14 protein-coding genes are annotated in these 16,431 nt (G+C 51.5%); all 14 read left to right on the top strand.

Annotated elements, in window-relative coordinates; translation table 11 throughout:
* Window positions 1-185: 185 nt before the first annotated feature.
* The 14 genes from E6C60_RS06070 (at window position 186) to hemC (ending at window position 16,431) form a co-directional block, all read left to right on the top strand.
* On the top strand, window positions 186-1,013 hold the full coding sequence (locus E6C60_RS06070) for a hypothetical protein (RefSeq protein ID WP_138227658.1): 828 nt from the start codon (window positions 186-188) through the stop codon (window positions 1,011-1,013).
* Window positions 1,014-1,153: 140 nt separating this feature from the next.
* Entirely contained in the window at window positions 1,154-2,479 is a 1,326-nt protein-coding gene (gene tig, locus E6C60_RS06075) for a trigger factor (RefSeq protein ID WP_138225046.1), read from the top strand.
* Between the two features lie 282 nt (window positions 2,480-2,761).
* Window positions 2,762-3,352 carry an ATP-dependent Clp endopeptidase proteolytic subunit ClpP gene (gene clpP / locus E6C60_RS06080; protein ID WP_138225047.1) on the top strand — a complete coding sequence of 197 codons (591 nt, stop codon included), beginning with the start codon at window positions 2,762-2,764 and terminating at the stop codon, window positions 3,350-3,352.
* A 14-nt stretch (window positions 3,353-3,366) separates the two neighbouring features.
* Window positions 3,367-4,626, top strand: coding sequence for an ATP-dependent protease ATP-binding subunit ClpX (gene clpX, locus E6C60_RS06085; RefSeq protein WP_138225048.1), 1,260 nt, complete (start codon window positions 3,367-3,369; stop codon window positions 4,624-4,626).
* 119 nt (window positions 4,627-4,745) lie between these two features.
* On the top strand, window positions 4,746-5,855 hold the full coding sequence (gene ispG, locus E6C60_RS06090; protein ID WP_138225049.1) for a flavodoxin-dependent (E)-4-hydroxy-3-methylbut-2-enyl-diphosphate synthase: 1,110 nt from the start codon (window positions 4,746-4,748) through the stop codon (window positions 5,853-5,855).
* 156 nt (window positions 5,856-6,011) lie between these two features.
* Window positions 6,012-7,739 (top strand): ATP-dependent protease LonB, encoded by a 1,728-nt coding sequence (gene lonB, locus E6C60_RS06095; RefSeq protein ID WP_138225050.1) that lies wholly within the window; start codon window positions 6,012-6,014, stop codon window positions 7,737-7,739.
* Window positions 7,740-7,823: 84 nt separating this feature from the next.
* The gene (lon, locus tag E6C60_RS06100; RefSeq protein WP_138225051.1) at window positions 7,824-10,160 is read left to right on the top strand and encodes an endopeptidase La; all 2,337 of its coding nucleotides are present in this window, start codon (window positions 7,824-7,826) and stop codon (window positions 10,158-10,160) included.
* Between the two features lie 17 nt (window positions 10,161-10,177).
* The gene (gene yihA / locus E6C60_RS06105) at window positions 10,178-10,765 is read left to right on the top strand and encodes a ribosome biogenesis GTP-binding protein YihA/YsxC (protein WP_138225052.1); all 588 of its coding nucleotides are present in this window, start codon (window positions 10,178-10,180) and stop codon (window positions 10,763-10,765) included.
* Window positions 10,766-10,947: 182 nt separating this feature from the next.
* Complete coding sequence (locus tag E6C60_RS06110; RefSeq protein ID WP_138225053.1) at window positions 10,948-11,535, top strand: non-ribosomal peptide synthetase module; 588 nt, start codon at window positions 10,948-10,950, stop codon at window positions 11,533-11,535.
* Between the two features lie 345 nt (window positions 11,536-11,880).
* Window positions 11,881-12,279, top strand: a complete 399-nt coding sequence (speD, locus tag E6C60_RS06115; protein ID WP_138225054.1) for an adenosylmethionine decarboxylase — start codon at window positions 11,881-11,883, stop codon at window positions 12,277-12,279.
* Between the two features lie 281 nt (window positions 12,280-12,560).
* Entirely contained in the window at window positions 12,561-13,970 is a 1,410-nt protein-coding gene (gene hemA / locus E6C60_RS06120; protein WP_138225055.1) for a glutamyl-tRNA reductase, read from the top strand.
* Window positions 13,971-13,984: 14 nt separating this feature from the next.
* Window positions 13,985-14,818: a cytochrome c biogenesis protein CcsA gene (gene ccsA / locus E6C60_RS06125; protein WP_138225056.1), complete on the top strand. Its 834-nt coding sequence runs from the start codon at window positions 13,985-13,987 to the stop codon at window positions 14,816-14,818.
* Window positions 14,819-14,845: 27 nt separating this feature from the next.
* Window positions 14,846-15,475, top strand: a complete 630-nt coding sequence (locus E6C60_RS06130) for a precorrin-2 dehydrogenase/sirohydrochlorin ferrochelatase family protein (RefSeq protein ID WP_138227659.1) — start codon at window positions 14,846-14,848, stop codon at window positions 15,473-15,475.
* Window positions 15,475-16,431 (top strand): hydroxymethylbilane synthase, encoded by a 957-nt coding sequence (hemC, locus tag E6C60_RS06135; RefSeq protein WP_138227660.1) that lies wholly within the window; start codon window positions 15,475-15,477, stop codon window positions 16,429-16,431. Before E6C60_RS06130 ends, hemC begins: the two co-directional genes overlap by 1 nt.

Raw genomic sequence — 16,431 nt, forward strand, 5'->3', positions numbered from 1 at the left:
CATCGGGCTGCTCACCTCGCAGGCCTTATTTTTTTAGCGATCAGGGTTATGCTATAATCAACAAATATGAAATCGGTGCGAAAGGAGGTGTCCTTATAAAGGACTCCAACTCCACAGACCAAGACGCAAGAAATGTTATTCTGTTCCCCAAAACCCTCGATTACTACCAGATCCAGCTGACCGTGATGCTTGAGAACGAGCGGTACGGGGAAGCCAAGGAGCTGCTCGCCTTTCTTCTTCGCTGCGAGGGGCAGGATCAACGCCACTATGAAGAGTGGCAGGCCTTGCTGGAGTGGCTGGAGGCGGCTTTTCCATCCTCAGATGCAGGCAGCAGTGATGACCCCGAAGAAGATGGAGATGAAGCGGAGATGACCAGGCGCATGGTCCAGGACAAAATGGCGCAGGATGCAGGATACGCAGATAAGCTCCTGGATACAGTGATGAATGGTCCGCTGACGGAACAGACCGTGCTGGCGCTGGAGCAGCTGGCTTATCTGGACCGGCCGGAAGTGGATGATGCCCTGGCGGCGTGGATGAAGGAACGGCCGCTGCATCCGCTGCTGCAGTTCAGGGTGCTGCAGACCATGAGACGAAGAGGCGCGACCGGAACGGTGTCTCTGATCCGTGGCAGCGAGACCGTGAGCGTGGAAGTAGAGCATATTCCATTGGGCCCCGGTGAATATCCGGAGGTCATCCAGCAGGTGCTGGAGCGGGTTGCGGAGAAGACAGAAGTGCATGAGCCGACGCTGTATTATTTTGCGCAGGAGCTGTGGTCGCAGTTTATTATGGCGGTATACGGGACCAAGGATTATTATTCCATGCTGGATAATGAGGAATCGACCCTTGACATCTGGGCGGCCGCCCTTCAAGATACGGTATCGGTGAGCCTGAAGGGCGTTCGGGACGAAGAGAGCATCCGCTCCGCGTATGGAGTGACAGACACGATGCGCTTCCGCTACGAGCAGGCATGCCGGGCGATCCGCCAGTTTGTATCCGCAGGAATGGAGAATTAGGGCAGAGGGAACGCTTCCTCTTACCGTCTGCAAGGGTTTACCCTTGAAAAAGGAATTAATGTTGTTTATACTATAGTGGTTATTCGGGACGTGAGATTTGATCTGCGCCGACCACGTGAATTTTGGAGGGGAAAGCATAAATGAAAGCAACTTGGGAAAAAATAGAGAAGAACCTCGGCGTTCTAGACGTTGAGGTAGAAGCGGACCGCGTCGCGGCTGCGCTTGACAAGGCTTTTAATAAAGTGTCAAAGAAAGCGAACGTACCTGGTTTCCGTAAAGGTAAAGTGCCACGGCCGATTTTTGAAGCGCGTTACGGTGTGGAAAGCCTGTATCAGGATGCTATCGATATCCTTCTTCCTGAAGTGTACGGCGAAGCTGTAGAGCAAGCAGACATCTTCCCTGTAGACCGTCCTGAAATCGATATTGAGCAATTCTCCAAAGGTGAGTCGTTCAAATTCAAGGCGAGAGTAATTGTGAAGCCTGAAGTGAAGCTGGGCGACTACAAAGGGATCGAGGTTGCCGCTGTACCTGTAGAGGTTACAGAGGACGAGCTGAACGAAGAGCTGAAGCGTATGCAGGAGCGTCATGCGGAGCTGGCTGTTCTTGAAGAAGGACAAGCAGAGTCCGGCGACATCGCGGTTATTGATTTCGACGGATCGGTTGACGGTGTTCCTTTCGAAGGTGGACAAGCTGAGCGTTACTCCTTGGAGCTTGGAAGCAACAGCTTTATCCCTGGCTTCGAAGAGCAGGTCATCGGCATGGCGACTGGCGATTTCAAGGACGTAGAGGTGACCTTCCCAGAAGAGTATCATGCTGAAGAGCTTGCAGGTAAAGTTGCTGTCTTCAAGGTGAAGGTACATGAAATCAAGCGCAAGCAGCTGCCAGAGCTGGACGACGAATTCGCTAAAGACGTCAGCGAGTTTGACACGCTGGAAGAATACCAGGCTGACCTGAAATCCCAGCTGATGAAGCGTAAAGAGCAAGATGCTCAAGGCGTTCGCGAGAACGAAGCTGTGGAGAAGGCGTCTGCTAATGCAGAGATCGAAATTCCAGAAGCGATGATTCAGTCCGAAGTACAGAACATGATGCGTGACTTCGACAACCGTCTGCGTCAGCAGGGTATGAACCTGGATATGTTCCTGAGCTTCTCCGGACAATCCAAGTCCGATCTGGAAGGTCAAATGAAGGACGATGCTGAGAAGCGCGTTCGTAACAACCTGGTTCTGGAGCAAATCGCGAAGGAAGAGAACCTGGAAGTGAGCGAAGAAGAAATCAACGAGGAGCTTGGCAATATGGCTGAAACCTACAAGCGTCCGGTTGAAGAAATCCGCAGCATCCTTTCCGCGAACGGTTCCCTGGACAACCTGCGTGAAGAGCTGGTTCTCCGCAAGACGATTGATTTCCTGATTGAGAACAGCGTTGAGGGTCCTCCAGCACCGAAAGAAGAAGAGTCCACAGAAGAATAGAAACTGCTTATCGCAGTTAAGGATACGATGAGGCACGTGCTTTGTATAAAGACGTGCCTTATTTCTACCCTTTAACATCCAAAAACATACTAAATATGACATCAATTGGTCATCAATTGACAACAGCAGCTCCATACATATTGCAAGTTTTCGATCAGGATATTTTGAGCGGCATGTTCATACAATGTATACATGGTTAAAAAATGACATGAGACGTTGAACATGTTAGAATATCTTTTGTAACGCTGAAGTATAATTTTTCAAGGAAATGAGGTTGGTCGCATGAGTCTTGTGCCTATGGTTGTGGAACAAACCAGTCGGGGAGAGCGTTCGTATGACATATACTCCCGGCTGCTAAAGGATCGTATCATCTTCCTCAGCAATGCGATCGATGATGATGTAGCGAATCTGGTGATGGCTCAGCTGCTCTTTCTGGCTGCCGAGGATCCGGAGAAAGACATTCATCTGTACATCAATTCACCCGGTGGTTCTGTGACAGCCGGTATGGGTATATATGATACAATGCAATTTATCAAGCCTGACGTGTCTACGATTTGTGTAGGTATGGCAGCAAGCATGGGCTCACTTCTGTTAACGGCGGGAGCGCCGGGCAAACGCTATGCGCTTCAGAACAGTGAGGTCATGATTCACCAGCCGCTGGGCGGCATTCAAGGCCAGGCCTCCGATATTCAAATTCACGCTGACTGGATCATCAAGACGAGACAGAAGCTGAACCAGATCTATGTGGAGCGGACAGGACAGCCCCTTGAAAAAATTGAACGCGATACAGACCGTGACTTTTTCATGAGTGCGGAAGAAGCCAAATCCTACGGGATTATTGATGATGTATTGTCTTCGCCGATCAAATCTTAAGAGGTGGTAATAAGATGTTTAAATTCAATGATGACAAAGGGCAGCTGAAATGCTCCTTCTGCGGGAAGTCGCAGGAGCAGGTGCGCAAGCTGGTAGCTGGGCCCGGCGTTTATATATGTGACGAGTGTATCGACCTGTGCTCCGAGATCGTAGAGGAAGAGCTGGGGCATGAAGAAGAAGTAGATCTGAAGGATATTCCGAAGCCGCGGGAAATCCGCGGAATTCTGGATCAATATGTAATTGGACAGGAAGCAGCCAAGAAATCTCTTGCTGTTGCTGTATATAACCATTACAAGCGCATCAACACCCAGAGCAAGATTGAGGACGTAGAATTGCAGAAGAGTAACATTCTCTTGCTGGGACCTACAGGCTCTGGTAAGACTCTGCTTGCTCAAACGATGGCGAAGATTCTGAATGTACCTTTTGCTATTGCGGATGCTACCTCGCTAACTGAAGCGGGTTATGTAGGGGAAGATGTAGAGAACATCCTCCTGAAGCTGATTCAGGCTGCGGACTTTGATGTAGAGAAGGCGGAGCGCGGCATCATCTATATTGATGAGATTGATAAAGTGGCCCGTAAATCCGAGAATCCTTCCATTACCCGGGACGTTTCCGGGGAAGGTGTACAGCAGGCACTGCTGAAGATTCTGGAGGGCACGGTCGCATCGGTTCCGCCTCAAGGTGGCCGCAAGCATCCGCATCAGGAATTTATTCAGATTGATACTACGAACATTCTGTTTATTTGCGGCGGTGCCTTTGATGGCCTGGAGCAGTACATCAAGCGCCGGATCGGCAAGAAGGTCATTGGCTTCAATGCCACTACGACGGAAGGTCAGAAGGAGCTCAAGGCTGGCGAGTACCTGACGATGGCATTGCCGGAGGATCTTCTGAAATTTGGCCTGATTCCGGAGTTTGTCGGTCGTCTTCCAGTAATCTCTACCCTAGAGCCGTTGGATGAGCAGACTCTGGTTCGTATCCTCTCGGAGCCGAAGAATGCGTTGACGAAGCAGTACCAGAAGCTTCTGGAGCTGGATAACGTCAATCTGAAGTTCGAGCAGGAAGCGCTGGAGGCCATTGCCCGTGAAGCGATCAAGCGTAATACCGGAGCCCGCGGCCTGCGTTCCATTATTGAAGGCATTATGCTGGAGGTTATGTACGAGGTGCCGTCCCGTGACGATATTGCTGACTGTGTCATTACAGAGCAGGTCGTGAAGGACAAGGTTGTGCCGGAGCTGCAAAGCAGCAGTGACAAGAAGCAGGAAGAGAGCGCCTAATTCGGGTGCCCCTCACTTGACAATCAATTAAACGACAATTCTCCACTTCCACTCTTGGCACCGATTACTACGCCGAGTTGAGGAGTGGAGCTTTGCCGTTCTATGGGAGAGATTGATCCATGTTTTTGAGACAGGACACCAGGCCCGTAAAAGTGGGGAATCTCACAATTGGCGGGAGTAACGAAGTCGTTATCCAAAGCATGTGCACGACCAAAACTGCGGACGTCGAAGCAACCGTTGCCGAAATTCTTCGTCTGGAGGAAGCGGGCTGTCAGGTAGTCCGGGTCACCGTTAACAATGAGGAAGCGGCGGAAGCGATCAAGGAGATCAAGAAGCGCATTCATATTCCGTTAGTGGCAGATATTCATTTTAATTACAAGCTCGCCCTTCTGGCAATTGAGAACGGGATTGATAAGGTTCGGATTAACCCGGGTAATATCGGTAAGCGCTCCAAGGTGGAAGAGGTAGTCAAAGCCTGCAAAGCCAAGGGTATTCCTATTCGAATCGGTGTTAATGCCGGCTCTCTGGAGAACCATTTGCTGGAGAAGTACGGCTATCCGACTCCGGAAGCAATGGTGGAGAGCGCCCTGTACCATATCGGTATTTTGGAGGAGCTGGATTTCCACGACATTATTGTTTCTTTGAAGGCTTCAGACGTTCCGATGGCTATTGCGGCTTACACCAAGGCTGCGGAGGTCATTCCTTATCCGCTTCACCTGGGAATTACCGAAGCAGGTACGCTGTTCTCCGGCACCGTGAAGAGTGCGGCCGGATTGGGGGCGCTGCTGGCTATGGGCATCGGGAACACGGTGCGCATCTCGCTCAGCGCAGATCCTGTAGAAGAAATCAAAGTAGGGCGGGAACTGCTCAAGACCTTCGGTCTCATTTCTGATGCGCCAACACTGATCTCTTGTCCAACCTGCGGAAGGCTGGATATTGATCTGTTCTCGATCGCCGCAGAGGTGGAGGAGTATATTTCCAAGCTGAAGGTTCCGATTAAGGTGTCTGTCTTGGGCTGTGCCGTAAACGGCCCGGGCGAAGCAAGAGAAGCCGATATCGGTATTGCCGGAGCACGGGGCGAAGGCCTGCTGTTCCGCTATGGAGAAATGATTCGCAAAGTACCGGAAGAGACGATGGTTGAGGAACTGAAGAAGGAAATTGACCATATCGTTACCGTATATGAACAAACCGGAGAAATTCCGGGACGCAAGCATAAATTGGGTGTGTAAGCAGCCACTATAGCCGCCTGAATCGGGAGTCGCCGGTTCAGGCGGTTTTTATGTTTTCACAGATTTGATGAAGTGGTTTACTTTTACTTTCAAATATTCAGGCAATACTACCATATAAAAAGCTGTTGTTTTGAAAGTACAAAGGAGGAAGTGCTCATGAATCTGAATATCATCATTATGATGATTCAATTGTTTTTTGCTGTGATCATCGGAGTCTATTTCTGGAATCTTTTGCGAGGCCAAAAAAACAGTAAAACGGCAGTAGACCGGGAATCGCGCAAGGAGCTGGATAAGCTCCGCAAGCTGCGTTCCATTTCGCTGACCAAGCCGTTGGCAGAGAAGACGCGTCCGCAAAGTATGGACGATATTGTGGGTCAGAAGGACGGGCTGCGCGCCTTAAAGGCTGCTTTGTGCAGCGGTAATCCTCAGCATGTCATTGTTTATGGTCCACCGGGGGTGGGTAAAACGGCGGCAGCACGGGTAATTTTGGAGGAGGCCAAAAAAAATCCACAGTCACCCTTTAAATTTGATGCCAAGTTTACAGAGATTGATGCTACCACAGCCCGATTCGATGAAAGGGGTATTGCCGACCCGTTGATCGGCTCGGTGCATGACCCGATTTACCAAGGCGCCGGGGCAATGGGAGTAGCAGGCATTCCGCAGCCCAAGCCGGGTGCGGTGACGAAGGCGCACGGCGGTATTTTATTTGTGGATGAAATTGGCGAATTGCACCCGATCCAGATGAATAAGCTGTTAAAAGTACTCGAGGATCGTAAAGTGCTGCTGGAGAGCGCATACTACAACTCGGAGGATGTCAACACTCCGGCGTACATCCACGATATTTTTCAGAACGGACTTCCGGCGGACTTCCGTCTTGTTGGGGCGACGACCCGCTCTCCGGAGGAGATTGCGCCGGCGCTGCGCTCCCGCTGTATGGAAATATTTTTCCGTCCGCTGCTGCCGGAGGAGATCGGGCGGATCGGCGAGGATGCCATTCAGAAGATTGGACTGCAGCCATCGCCGGAAGCGGTGGAAGTGGTCAAGCGGTACTGCACGAACGGCCGGGAAGCTGTGAATATGATTCAGATGGCAGGCGGCATTGCGATGTCCGAAAAAAGGGATGCGCTTCGCGCTGCCGACGTCGAGTGGGTGGCCGGCAGCAGCCAGCTGCAGCCGCGTCCGGACCGCAAGGTGCCGGAGCGTCCGCAGATCGGGCTGGTCAACGGGCTTGCGGTGTACGGTCCCAATATGGGGGCGCTGCTGGAGATTGAGGTGTCTGCTGTACGTGCCGAAAAAGGCGCCGGAACATATAATATTACAGGCGTCGTGGATGAAGAGGAGCTCGGAGGAGGCTCACGGAAGCTGCGCCGCAAGAGTATGGCGAAGGGCTCCATCGAGAACGTGCTGACCGTTTTGGGCTATATGGGCTTTCAGCCTAAAGCGTATGAGCTGCATATTAATTTTCCGGGCGGCACGCCGATTGACGGCCCCTCGGCAGGCATTGCAATGGCTACAGCCATCGTATCTGCGATCAAAGGAATTCCGGTAGACAACAAAACCGCTATGACGGGAGAAATCAGTATTCATGGCAGTGTCAAGCCGATTGGCGGCGTCATTGCCAAAGTGGAGGCGGCTTTTCAGGCTGGTGCCACTACGGTCATTATTCCGAAGGATAACTGGCAGAGCCTGTTTGAGGATTTGGACGGACTGCGGGTCATTCCGGTGGAGACGGTGGATGAAGTGTTTGCACACATTTTTGGCGTAGAGGCGGCGCGGGAGCTGCTCCATCAGCCGGCAGTGGAGGTCTTTCCTCCGTCTGCTGCATCCCTGCTTCAGGCATCGGTACAGCGTCCAAACCAGGTGACAGACGCAGGAGGCTGTTAGGCGACGCGCCGTTGGTTTTTTATATGAACATTTGATAAAATAAGATTCGTGTCAACATTGAGAGCCATTGGAGGTGTGAAAGCGATGGGACCCCATAAGTCGAAAGATCGTCGTTTTCCTTTGCTGCCTTTACGAGGACTGCTGGTTTATCCAAGCATGGTGCTTCATTTGGATGTAGGGCGGGAGAAATCGGTAAAGGCCCTGGAGAAGGCGATGGTGGAAGATAATCTGATTCTCCTCTGTTCTCAATCCGAAGTGAACATTGAAGAGCCTACGCAGGAAGACATATTCAGAATCGGCACGATCGCCAACGTAAGGCAGATGCTGAAGCTTCCGAACGGGACCATACGAGTTCTGGTTGAAGGTATGGAGCGCGCGGAAATTATAGAATATACGGACAACGAGGAGTTCTATGAGGTTCTGGCACGGGAGCTGCCGGAGGAAGAGAATGATGATTTCGAGGTTTCCGCTCTCATGCGGACGGTGCTGAGCCAGTTTGAGAATTATATCAATCTTTCCAAAAAGGTGACGCCGGAGACGCTCGCCGCGGTATCGGACATTGATGAGCCTGGACGTCTGGCCGATGTCATTACGAGCCATTTGTCTTTGAAGATCAAGGATAAGCAGGAGATCCTGGAGACGATTGATGTACGTAAGCGGCTGGAGAAGCTGCTGGATATTCTCAATAATGAGCGGGAAGTGCTGGAGCTCGAGCGGAAGATTAACCAGCGCGTTAAGAAGCAGATGGAGAAGACGCAGAAGGAGTACTACCTTCGGGAGCAGATGAAAGCGATCCAGAAGGAGCTTGGAGACAAGGAAGGCCGCACCGGTGAGGTTGAGGAGCTGCGCAGCCAGCTGCAGGACCTGGAGCTGCCGGAGGCTGTCCGCGAGAAGGTGGAGAAGGAAATCGACCGTCTGGAAAAAATGCCTGCCAGCTCCGCAGAAGGTGGAGTAATCCGCAACTATGTGGACTGGCTGCTGGCATTGCCGTGGACGTCCGAAACCGAGGATGACCTTGACATCAAGAAGGCGGAGCAGGTGCTGGATGAGGATCACTACGGACTGGAGAAGCCGAAGGAGCGGGTGCTGGAGTATTTGGCCGTGCAGAAGCTCGTCAAAAAGCTGAAGGGTCCCATTCTTTGTCTGGTCGGACCTCCCGGCGTAGGTAAAACGTCCCTCGCGCGCTCCATCGCCCGTTCACTGGAGCGGAAGTTTGTTCGTATTTCCCTGGGCGGCGTACGGGACGAGGCCGAAATTCGCGGTCACCGCCGGACTTATGTAGGAGCCATGCCGGGACGTATTGTCCAAGGCATGAAGACGGCAGGCTCCAGAAATCCGGTGTTCCTGCTGGATGAGATTGATAAGATGGCCAGCGATTTCCGGGGAGATCCGGCTTCAGCTTTGCTGGAGGTGCTGGATCCGGAGCAGAACAACACCTTTAGTGACCATTTTGTTGAGCTTCCTTTCGATCTGTCCCAGGTGATGTTTGTCACGACAGCCAATGCCCTGCATACGATTCCGCGTCCGTTGCTGGACCGGATGGAGGTGCTGTATATCCCGGGCTATACTGAGCTTGAGAAGCAGCAAATCGCCACGCGCTACCTGCTGCCGAAGCAGAAGCGGGATCATGGCCTGGAGCCGGACCAGCTGCACCTGGAGGAAGACGCGCTGCTGAAGGTGATCCGGGAGTATACCCGGGAATCGGGCGTGCGTAACCTGGAGCAGCAGATCGCAGCGCTGTGCCGCAAAACAGCCAAGAAGATCGTGACAAGTGAGCCGGGTGTCATTACAATTACAGCAGAAGACATCAAGGAATACCTCGGTGTACCGAAATTCCGCTATGGCATGGCTGAGCTGGAGGATCAGATCGGCAGCGTAACGGGGCTGGCCTGGACCGAGGTCGGCGGAGACACTCTAACCATTGAGGTTACAGTCGTACCGGGCTCCGGGAAGCTGACCCTGACCGGCAAGCTGGGAGACGTTATGAAGGAATCTGCTCAAGCGGCCTTCAGCTATACGCGCTCGAAGGCCGGAGAGCTCGGGATTCAAGATGATTTCCATGAGAAGCTGGACGTCCATATTCATATTCCGGAGGGAGCGATCCCGAAGGATGGACCTTCAGCCGGCATTACAATAGCGACTGCACTCATCTCCGCTTTAACGAAGCGCCACGTCAACCGCGCTGTGGCGATGACGGGAGAAATCACCCTGCGCGGACGGGTATTGCCGATCGGAGGGCTGAAGGAGAAATCCCTGGCAGCTCATCGTGCAGGCTACAAGAAGATTCTGCTCCCCAAAGACAATGAACGCGATCTGCGTGAAATACCGGACAGTGTAAAGAATGATGTGGAGTTTGTTCCGGTATCTCACATGGATCAAGTGCTGCAGCATGCGCTTGTTGAACAGGCGGGACTGCACTAGAGAGGAATTTACTGCATATGAAAGTTAATCAAGCCGAATTTGTAATCAGCGCTGTCCGACCTGAACAGTATCCTGATGACGCCTTGCCAGAGATTGCTCTGGCAGGGCGTTCCAATGTGGGGAAGTCTTCCTTGATCAACACCTTGATCACGAGAAAGAACCTGGCCCGGACAAGCTCAACGCCAGGCAAAACCCAGCATCTGAACTACTACCGGATTGAAAATGGCCTTTATTTCGTCGACGTTCCGGGCTATGGCTACGCCAAAGTGTCCAAGACCCAGCGTGCCGCCTGGGGAGCCATGATTGAGCGTTACATGCTGGAGCGCGATGTGCTCAAGCTGGTGCTGCTGGTCGTGGATCTCCGCCATCCGCCTTCCAAGGATGATGTCAGTATGTATGATTGGCTGCAGCATTATGACCGCCCGATCTGTGTGGTAGCGACCAAGGCGGATAAAATTCCGCGCAGCCGGTGGCAGAAGCATATCAAGGTTGTGAAAGAAACGCTGGGCTTTCGAAAGGATCATCAGCTGGTCATGTTTTCATCGGAGACGGGGATGGGTAAAGATGAATTATGGAGTATTATTCAGTCCCATATTCACGAATAGGGCAGGGATACGGTGAATTTTCAGTAGGATTTGAAGGATGTCGCTGAAATTCCTGCGTAAAACGAACCTAAAAGCGTTTTTTTATGAAATATGATGAATAATCTCCGTTCAATCACAAGAAAATCTTTGGCGTCTGCTGTATAATGGACCTAAGGATTGTTAAAAGAATTGAGGAGATTTTTATGGCTCATAAGATAGCCACAGAATATGTTAACGCCACCATGCAAATGACGGATGTTCAAATGGATCAATTCCTCCAAGGAAAGAGAGGTTCCACCCTGCAAATGCGGGTCGGGGTCTTAGAAGGCGGAGGGCATGCAATCATGCTCGAAGATGAAAGCGGGGAAGAAGTTCATTTGCCTTTTGAGCGCAGAAATGGCATGTATGTCTGTGAGTTATCGTGCCGACTGGTAACCCCTAAACTGACCAACGAGGTCCGCAAGCTGTTTGCGGCATTCAAGGGCAGCGGACGGGTTAACCGGATTTACCGAGGATTTACGATGAGCTATGACTACCATGAAGGCACGGTACAACGGATCGCCCAATTGGCAGACGGAGAATGCAGCCTGGTGTATGAGCACAAGGATACAGCCGGAGAGCTGGAGCGTCTGTTTCAGAGTCACGCAGCAGAAGTCGAGATCAAGGTCATCCAGGACCGGGTGAATGCCCTGTTGGATGAGCGGCTGAAGTCTACATCCATGACACATACCCGGAACATTGATGAGCAGCTACGCCTTTATAATCATCGCTTATTCATATTAGAAGCCTAACACTTACTATGCCTTGCGGCTTACCGCAGGGCATTTTCTTTGACCATGTAAAGACATTTCTGACTTTCTGACGCGGTTTGTTAATTTTAATGGACGGTGTAGCAAGGAACCGGGAATATTCATATGCTGGTCTGTAAAATAATTATCTCTTCTTTTTTTAAGAAATGTGTTGCAATTCGCCGTCATAGATGTTATTTTTAATCTCGTTGAAAAGAATATAGGAACCAGGATTCACTCAGGACATGTAATGTTGCGAGAGATTATTCCCTCGGGAAGTGAATGACGTAGGTCCTAGCGGATGAAATTTTTCAAACATTTTATTCCTAGGAAGGGGGAAACCGGAAGATGGAATACTCTACTTTCGGAAGACACGTTGCTGTTGATACTTGGGGAGTTGACTTCGAACTACTGAACAATGCGGAATACCTGCAGTCTCAGATGGTGGAAGCTGCTGAAGCCTGCGGAGCAACGGTACTGTCCGTACAGTCCAAGCAATTTGAACCACAAGGTGCAACGGTGCTTGTGCTGTTGTCGGAAAGCCATCTCTCTATTCATACTTACCCTGAGAGAGGTTTTGCTGCGATTGACTGTTATACCTGCGGAGAAACAGTGGATCCGCAATTGGCCATTGATTACCTGGTATCCGCACTGAAACCTGAGAAATGCTACGCCAAGAAGCTTGTACGCGGACTGGGCGAGATGAAGGTCGAAACTCCTGATATGAAGCAGGCTGAACTGGTGTAAATCACCATCCAAATGTGTATAGAAATAACCATGGAATATTCCATGGTTATTTATTTTATGGAATCTGCAGCAGATCTGACCATTTCCCTGACCTTGCATATCTTGGCTTGAAACTTACCACAATAGTACAGGAAGGTCAGTGCATTTAGGCAGCAGATGAAGAAGATGGCGATTTCATAAACATTTCATAAAAGCAACAAGCCTATTCGACATACTATGATATAATTATTTATGGCTATAAAAGATCTGGAACACATCATTTATTAGGCAGGTGAACATCCATGCACATCGTCGTTGTTGGGTTGAATTACCGCACGGCGCCTGTTGCGGTCAGAGAACGTTTTGCCTTCGCGGAGCAGGATCTCCCTGAGGCGCTTGCACAGCTGAAATCGACCAAGAGCGTACTGGAGGGCGTCGTTGTCGCCACCTGCAACCGGACAGAAATCTATGTGGTGGTTGACCGTCTTCATATGTGCGGATATTTTATTCGCAGCTTTATGGAGAAGTGGTTTGGCATCCCGCGTGAGGAATTTACGAAACACTTATATATATACGAAGAAGAACAGGCGATCTCGCACTTGTTTAAAGTAACCTCCGGCCTGGATTCCATGGTGATCGGCGAAACTCAGATTCTCGGTCAGGTCCGCAATGCCTTCCTGAAAGCTCAAGAGGAGAAGGCGACAGGCACTTGGTTCAATATGCTGTTCAAGCAGGCGATCACGCTTGCCAAGAAAGCCCACGCAGAAACCTCCATCGGAGAGAGTGCTGTTTCGGTCAGCTATGCAGCGGTGGAGCTGGGCAAGCGGATTTTCGGCACGTTTCACCATAAGAAGGTCATGATTCTTGGCGCCGGCAAAATGAGTGAGCTGACGGTAAAGCATCTTTATGCCAATGGTGCTGCCGAGGTGATTGTAGCAAACCGGACTTTGGCTCGCGCTGAAGAGCTGGCTGATCGCTTCAAGGGCACTCCATGCACGATGACGGAGGCCATGAGCCGTCTGGGTGAAGTGGATATTATCATCAGCTCTACTGGAGCCAATGATTATGTGCTGGGTCCATCGCTTGTCAAGCAGAGCATGATGAAGCGGAAGTCCAAGCCCTTGTTTATGATCGACATTGCGGTACCGCGTGACATTGATCCTTCTGTCGGAGACGTAGAGAACGTATTTCTGTACGACATTGACGATCTGGAGGGAATCGTGGAGAGCAACCTCGAAATGCGGCGTTCGGAAGCCGTGAAGATCGAGCGGATGATTGAGGAAGAGATGGCCAATTTCTATCAATGGCTGAAGACGCTTGGGGTAAGACCTGCGATCCGCGCTCTTCAAGACAAGTCTACCGGCATCTATGAAGAGACGCTGGAAAGCTTGTTTAACAAGCTTCCCGAGCTGGACGACCGTCAGCGTAAGGTCATCCGGCGCCTGACGAAGAGCATCGTGAATCAGATGATGCATGATCCCATCAACCGGATTAAAGAGATGACAGGCGGTAAGCAAGCTCCGGAGGCACTGGAGTATTTCACCCAGATTTTTGCCCTGGAGGATCTGGTTCACGAGCAGGAGCAGGGGGCAAAGCGGAAGACTCCGGTTCAGGCACAGGTGAAGGAAAATGACACTGTTGTCCGTAAGGACGATCCGCTGGTGAAGGAGCGCAAGAGTATTCAGGCTCCTTTTGCTCCAGCTGTTCTGTAAGGCGGTGAAGACATATGCCGCTCAATTATATGTATGATATTGGCATTTATATCTATGCCCTGAGCCTACTGTTTTACATTTCGGATTGCGTCCATCGCAATCGGACAGCAAAGCGGACCGGCGCGGGGCTTCTTGCCGTTGCTTTTGCCGTGCAGCTGCTGGTGACGGGCGTGAGGCTGTTCGGGGATTCAGCGCTGCCGGTGCTGACAACCTTCGACTTTTTGCTATTCTGTTCGTTAAGTCTGACATTGACCTCGCTGGTCATTACGTTTATGAAAAGGGCAGACCTGGCTCCTGTCATACTCGGCATAGCAGGCTTTTGTGTCACCGTGTTTAACCGCATGATCATTACGACAGGCTTCAAGCCGATGGAAATGTGGGACATGTGGAGCTCGGTGAAGGGCCTGCTGGTGCTGCATATTACACTGGCAAGTGTCAGCTTCACTGCCCTTATGGTGGGGGCGGCCTTTGCGGGGATGTATCTCTTTTTGCACAGCAGGCTCAAAACGAAGAAATGGAACAGCCTCATTCGCAGGCTCCCGAGTCTGGAAATGCTCGACCGCTATTCCTATGCGGCTATTCTGTTCGGGATTTTACTGCTCGTGCTGTCTCTAACAATTGCGGTCATCTCGTTGATTCAGGAAGGGCAGCTGTCATTGCTCTGGGATTTGAAAGTGATAACGACCTTTATTGTGCTCTGCGTATATCTGAATTATTTCGTAAGGAGGACCATTCAGCGCAGATCGGGGCTGGAAACAGCGAGATGGGCCTTGATCGGCCTTGTCTTTATCGTTATTAACTTTCTGCTGAATGCCTGGTCGGGATTTCATGGATGGTCGGGGGTGTAATGGGGTTTGGTCCGATACGTTCCGGTAATGCTGAATTGTGAAGGAAAGTCCTGCGTCATTGCAGGTGGAGGAGCGGTTGCGGAACGAAAGGCTAGCAGCCTTCTGCAGGCCGGTGCCTCCGTACATATTATTAGTCCTGATGTCACGCCCCGTCTGGCAGCAATGGCTGATGAAGGCAGCGTGAGGTGGAGTGAGCGGGCTTATCAGCCCGGAGATCTGGAAGGCGCATTTCTGGTATATGCGGCTACAGAGCATGAAGAGGTCAACCACCTGATTGCGGAGGAGGCAAGAAGCCTCGGAACGCTGGTAAACATAGCCCATCATGGAGAGGCCGGTGATTTCATCAGCCCGGCGGTGCTCCGGCGGGGGCGGCTGACGCTTGCCGTAACTACAGCAGGGGCGGGCCCGCTCGCTTCTGTTCAGCTATGCAGGCATTTAGAGAGTGAGCTCGGGAGCTCCTTTGATCTTTATCTGGAGTTTCTATATGAGCTTCGTCAGGGAATCAAGAAGCAGGTGAAGACCCCTTCAGAGCGGCATCGCCTGATGCGGGCTATACATGAGCAGGATCTATGGCTTGACATTGAGCGTGGAGATTTTATTCCCTGGACTCCGGCGCAAATACAAAACTGGATTACAGACAATCAGGAGGCGGAATGATGAGAACCATCGTAGTGGGAAGCAGACAGAGTGCTCTGGCACTTACGCAAACGGGACAGGTGATCGACGATTTGACCCGGCTGTGTAAGGAGCATGGGCTTGAATATACATTTGAGGTACAGAAAATCGTGACCAAAGGCGACCGCATCCTGGATGTGACGCTGTCCAAGGTTGGAGGGAAGGGTCTGTTCGTTAAGGAAATCGAGCAGGCGTTGATCGATGGCAGCATTGATATGGCAGTGCACAGCATGAAGGACATGCCGTCCGTGCTTCCGGAGGGCTTAACGACAGGGGCGGTCCCGAAACGCAAGGACCCTCGGGACTGCCTGATTTCTCATATTGCGGGCAGCCTGGATGAGCTTCCTGAAGGCGCAAAGGTAGGGACAAGCAGCTTGAGAAGATCGAGCCAGCTGAAGGCGTATCGCCCGGATCTGCAGATTGAATGGATCAGGGGGAATATTGATTCACGCCTGCGGAAGCTCCAGAACGGAGAGTTCCAAGCGATTATTCTGGCGGCAGCCGGTCTGCAGCGCATGGGCTGGGAGGATGTCATTACAGCTTATCTTCCCTCTGATATTTGCCTGCCTGCGGTAGGCCAAGGCGCGCTCGGCATTGAATGCCGGACAGAGGATGAAGACCTACTGGCATTGCTGAAGCTCTACAATGATGACGATACAGCGCAAACGGTCGCAGCGGAGCGCAGATATTTGTATGAGCTGAACGGCGGATGCCAGGTGCCGATTGGCGCGCATGCGGTCTGGATGGACGCCCCGGAGGGACATGCGCAGGAGGGACAAAGAATCATTCAATTGACTGGAATGGTCGGCTCGCCGGACGGGGAGCGCATCTTGAAAGAAAGCTCTATGGGAGTGGAGCCGGATAGCTTGGGCATCCAGGTTGCAGATTTGTTGAAATCTGGCGGTGCCGAGGAGATATTGTCACAGGTTAGGGGATGA

It is taken from the genome of Paenibacillus algicola, assembly GCF_005577435.1.
GTDB classification, from domain to species: Bacteria; Bacillota; Bacilli; order Paenibacillales; family Paenibacillaceae; genus Paenibacillus_AQ; species Paenibacillus_AQ algicola.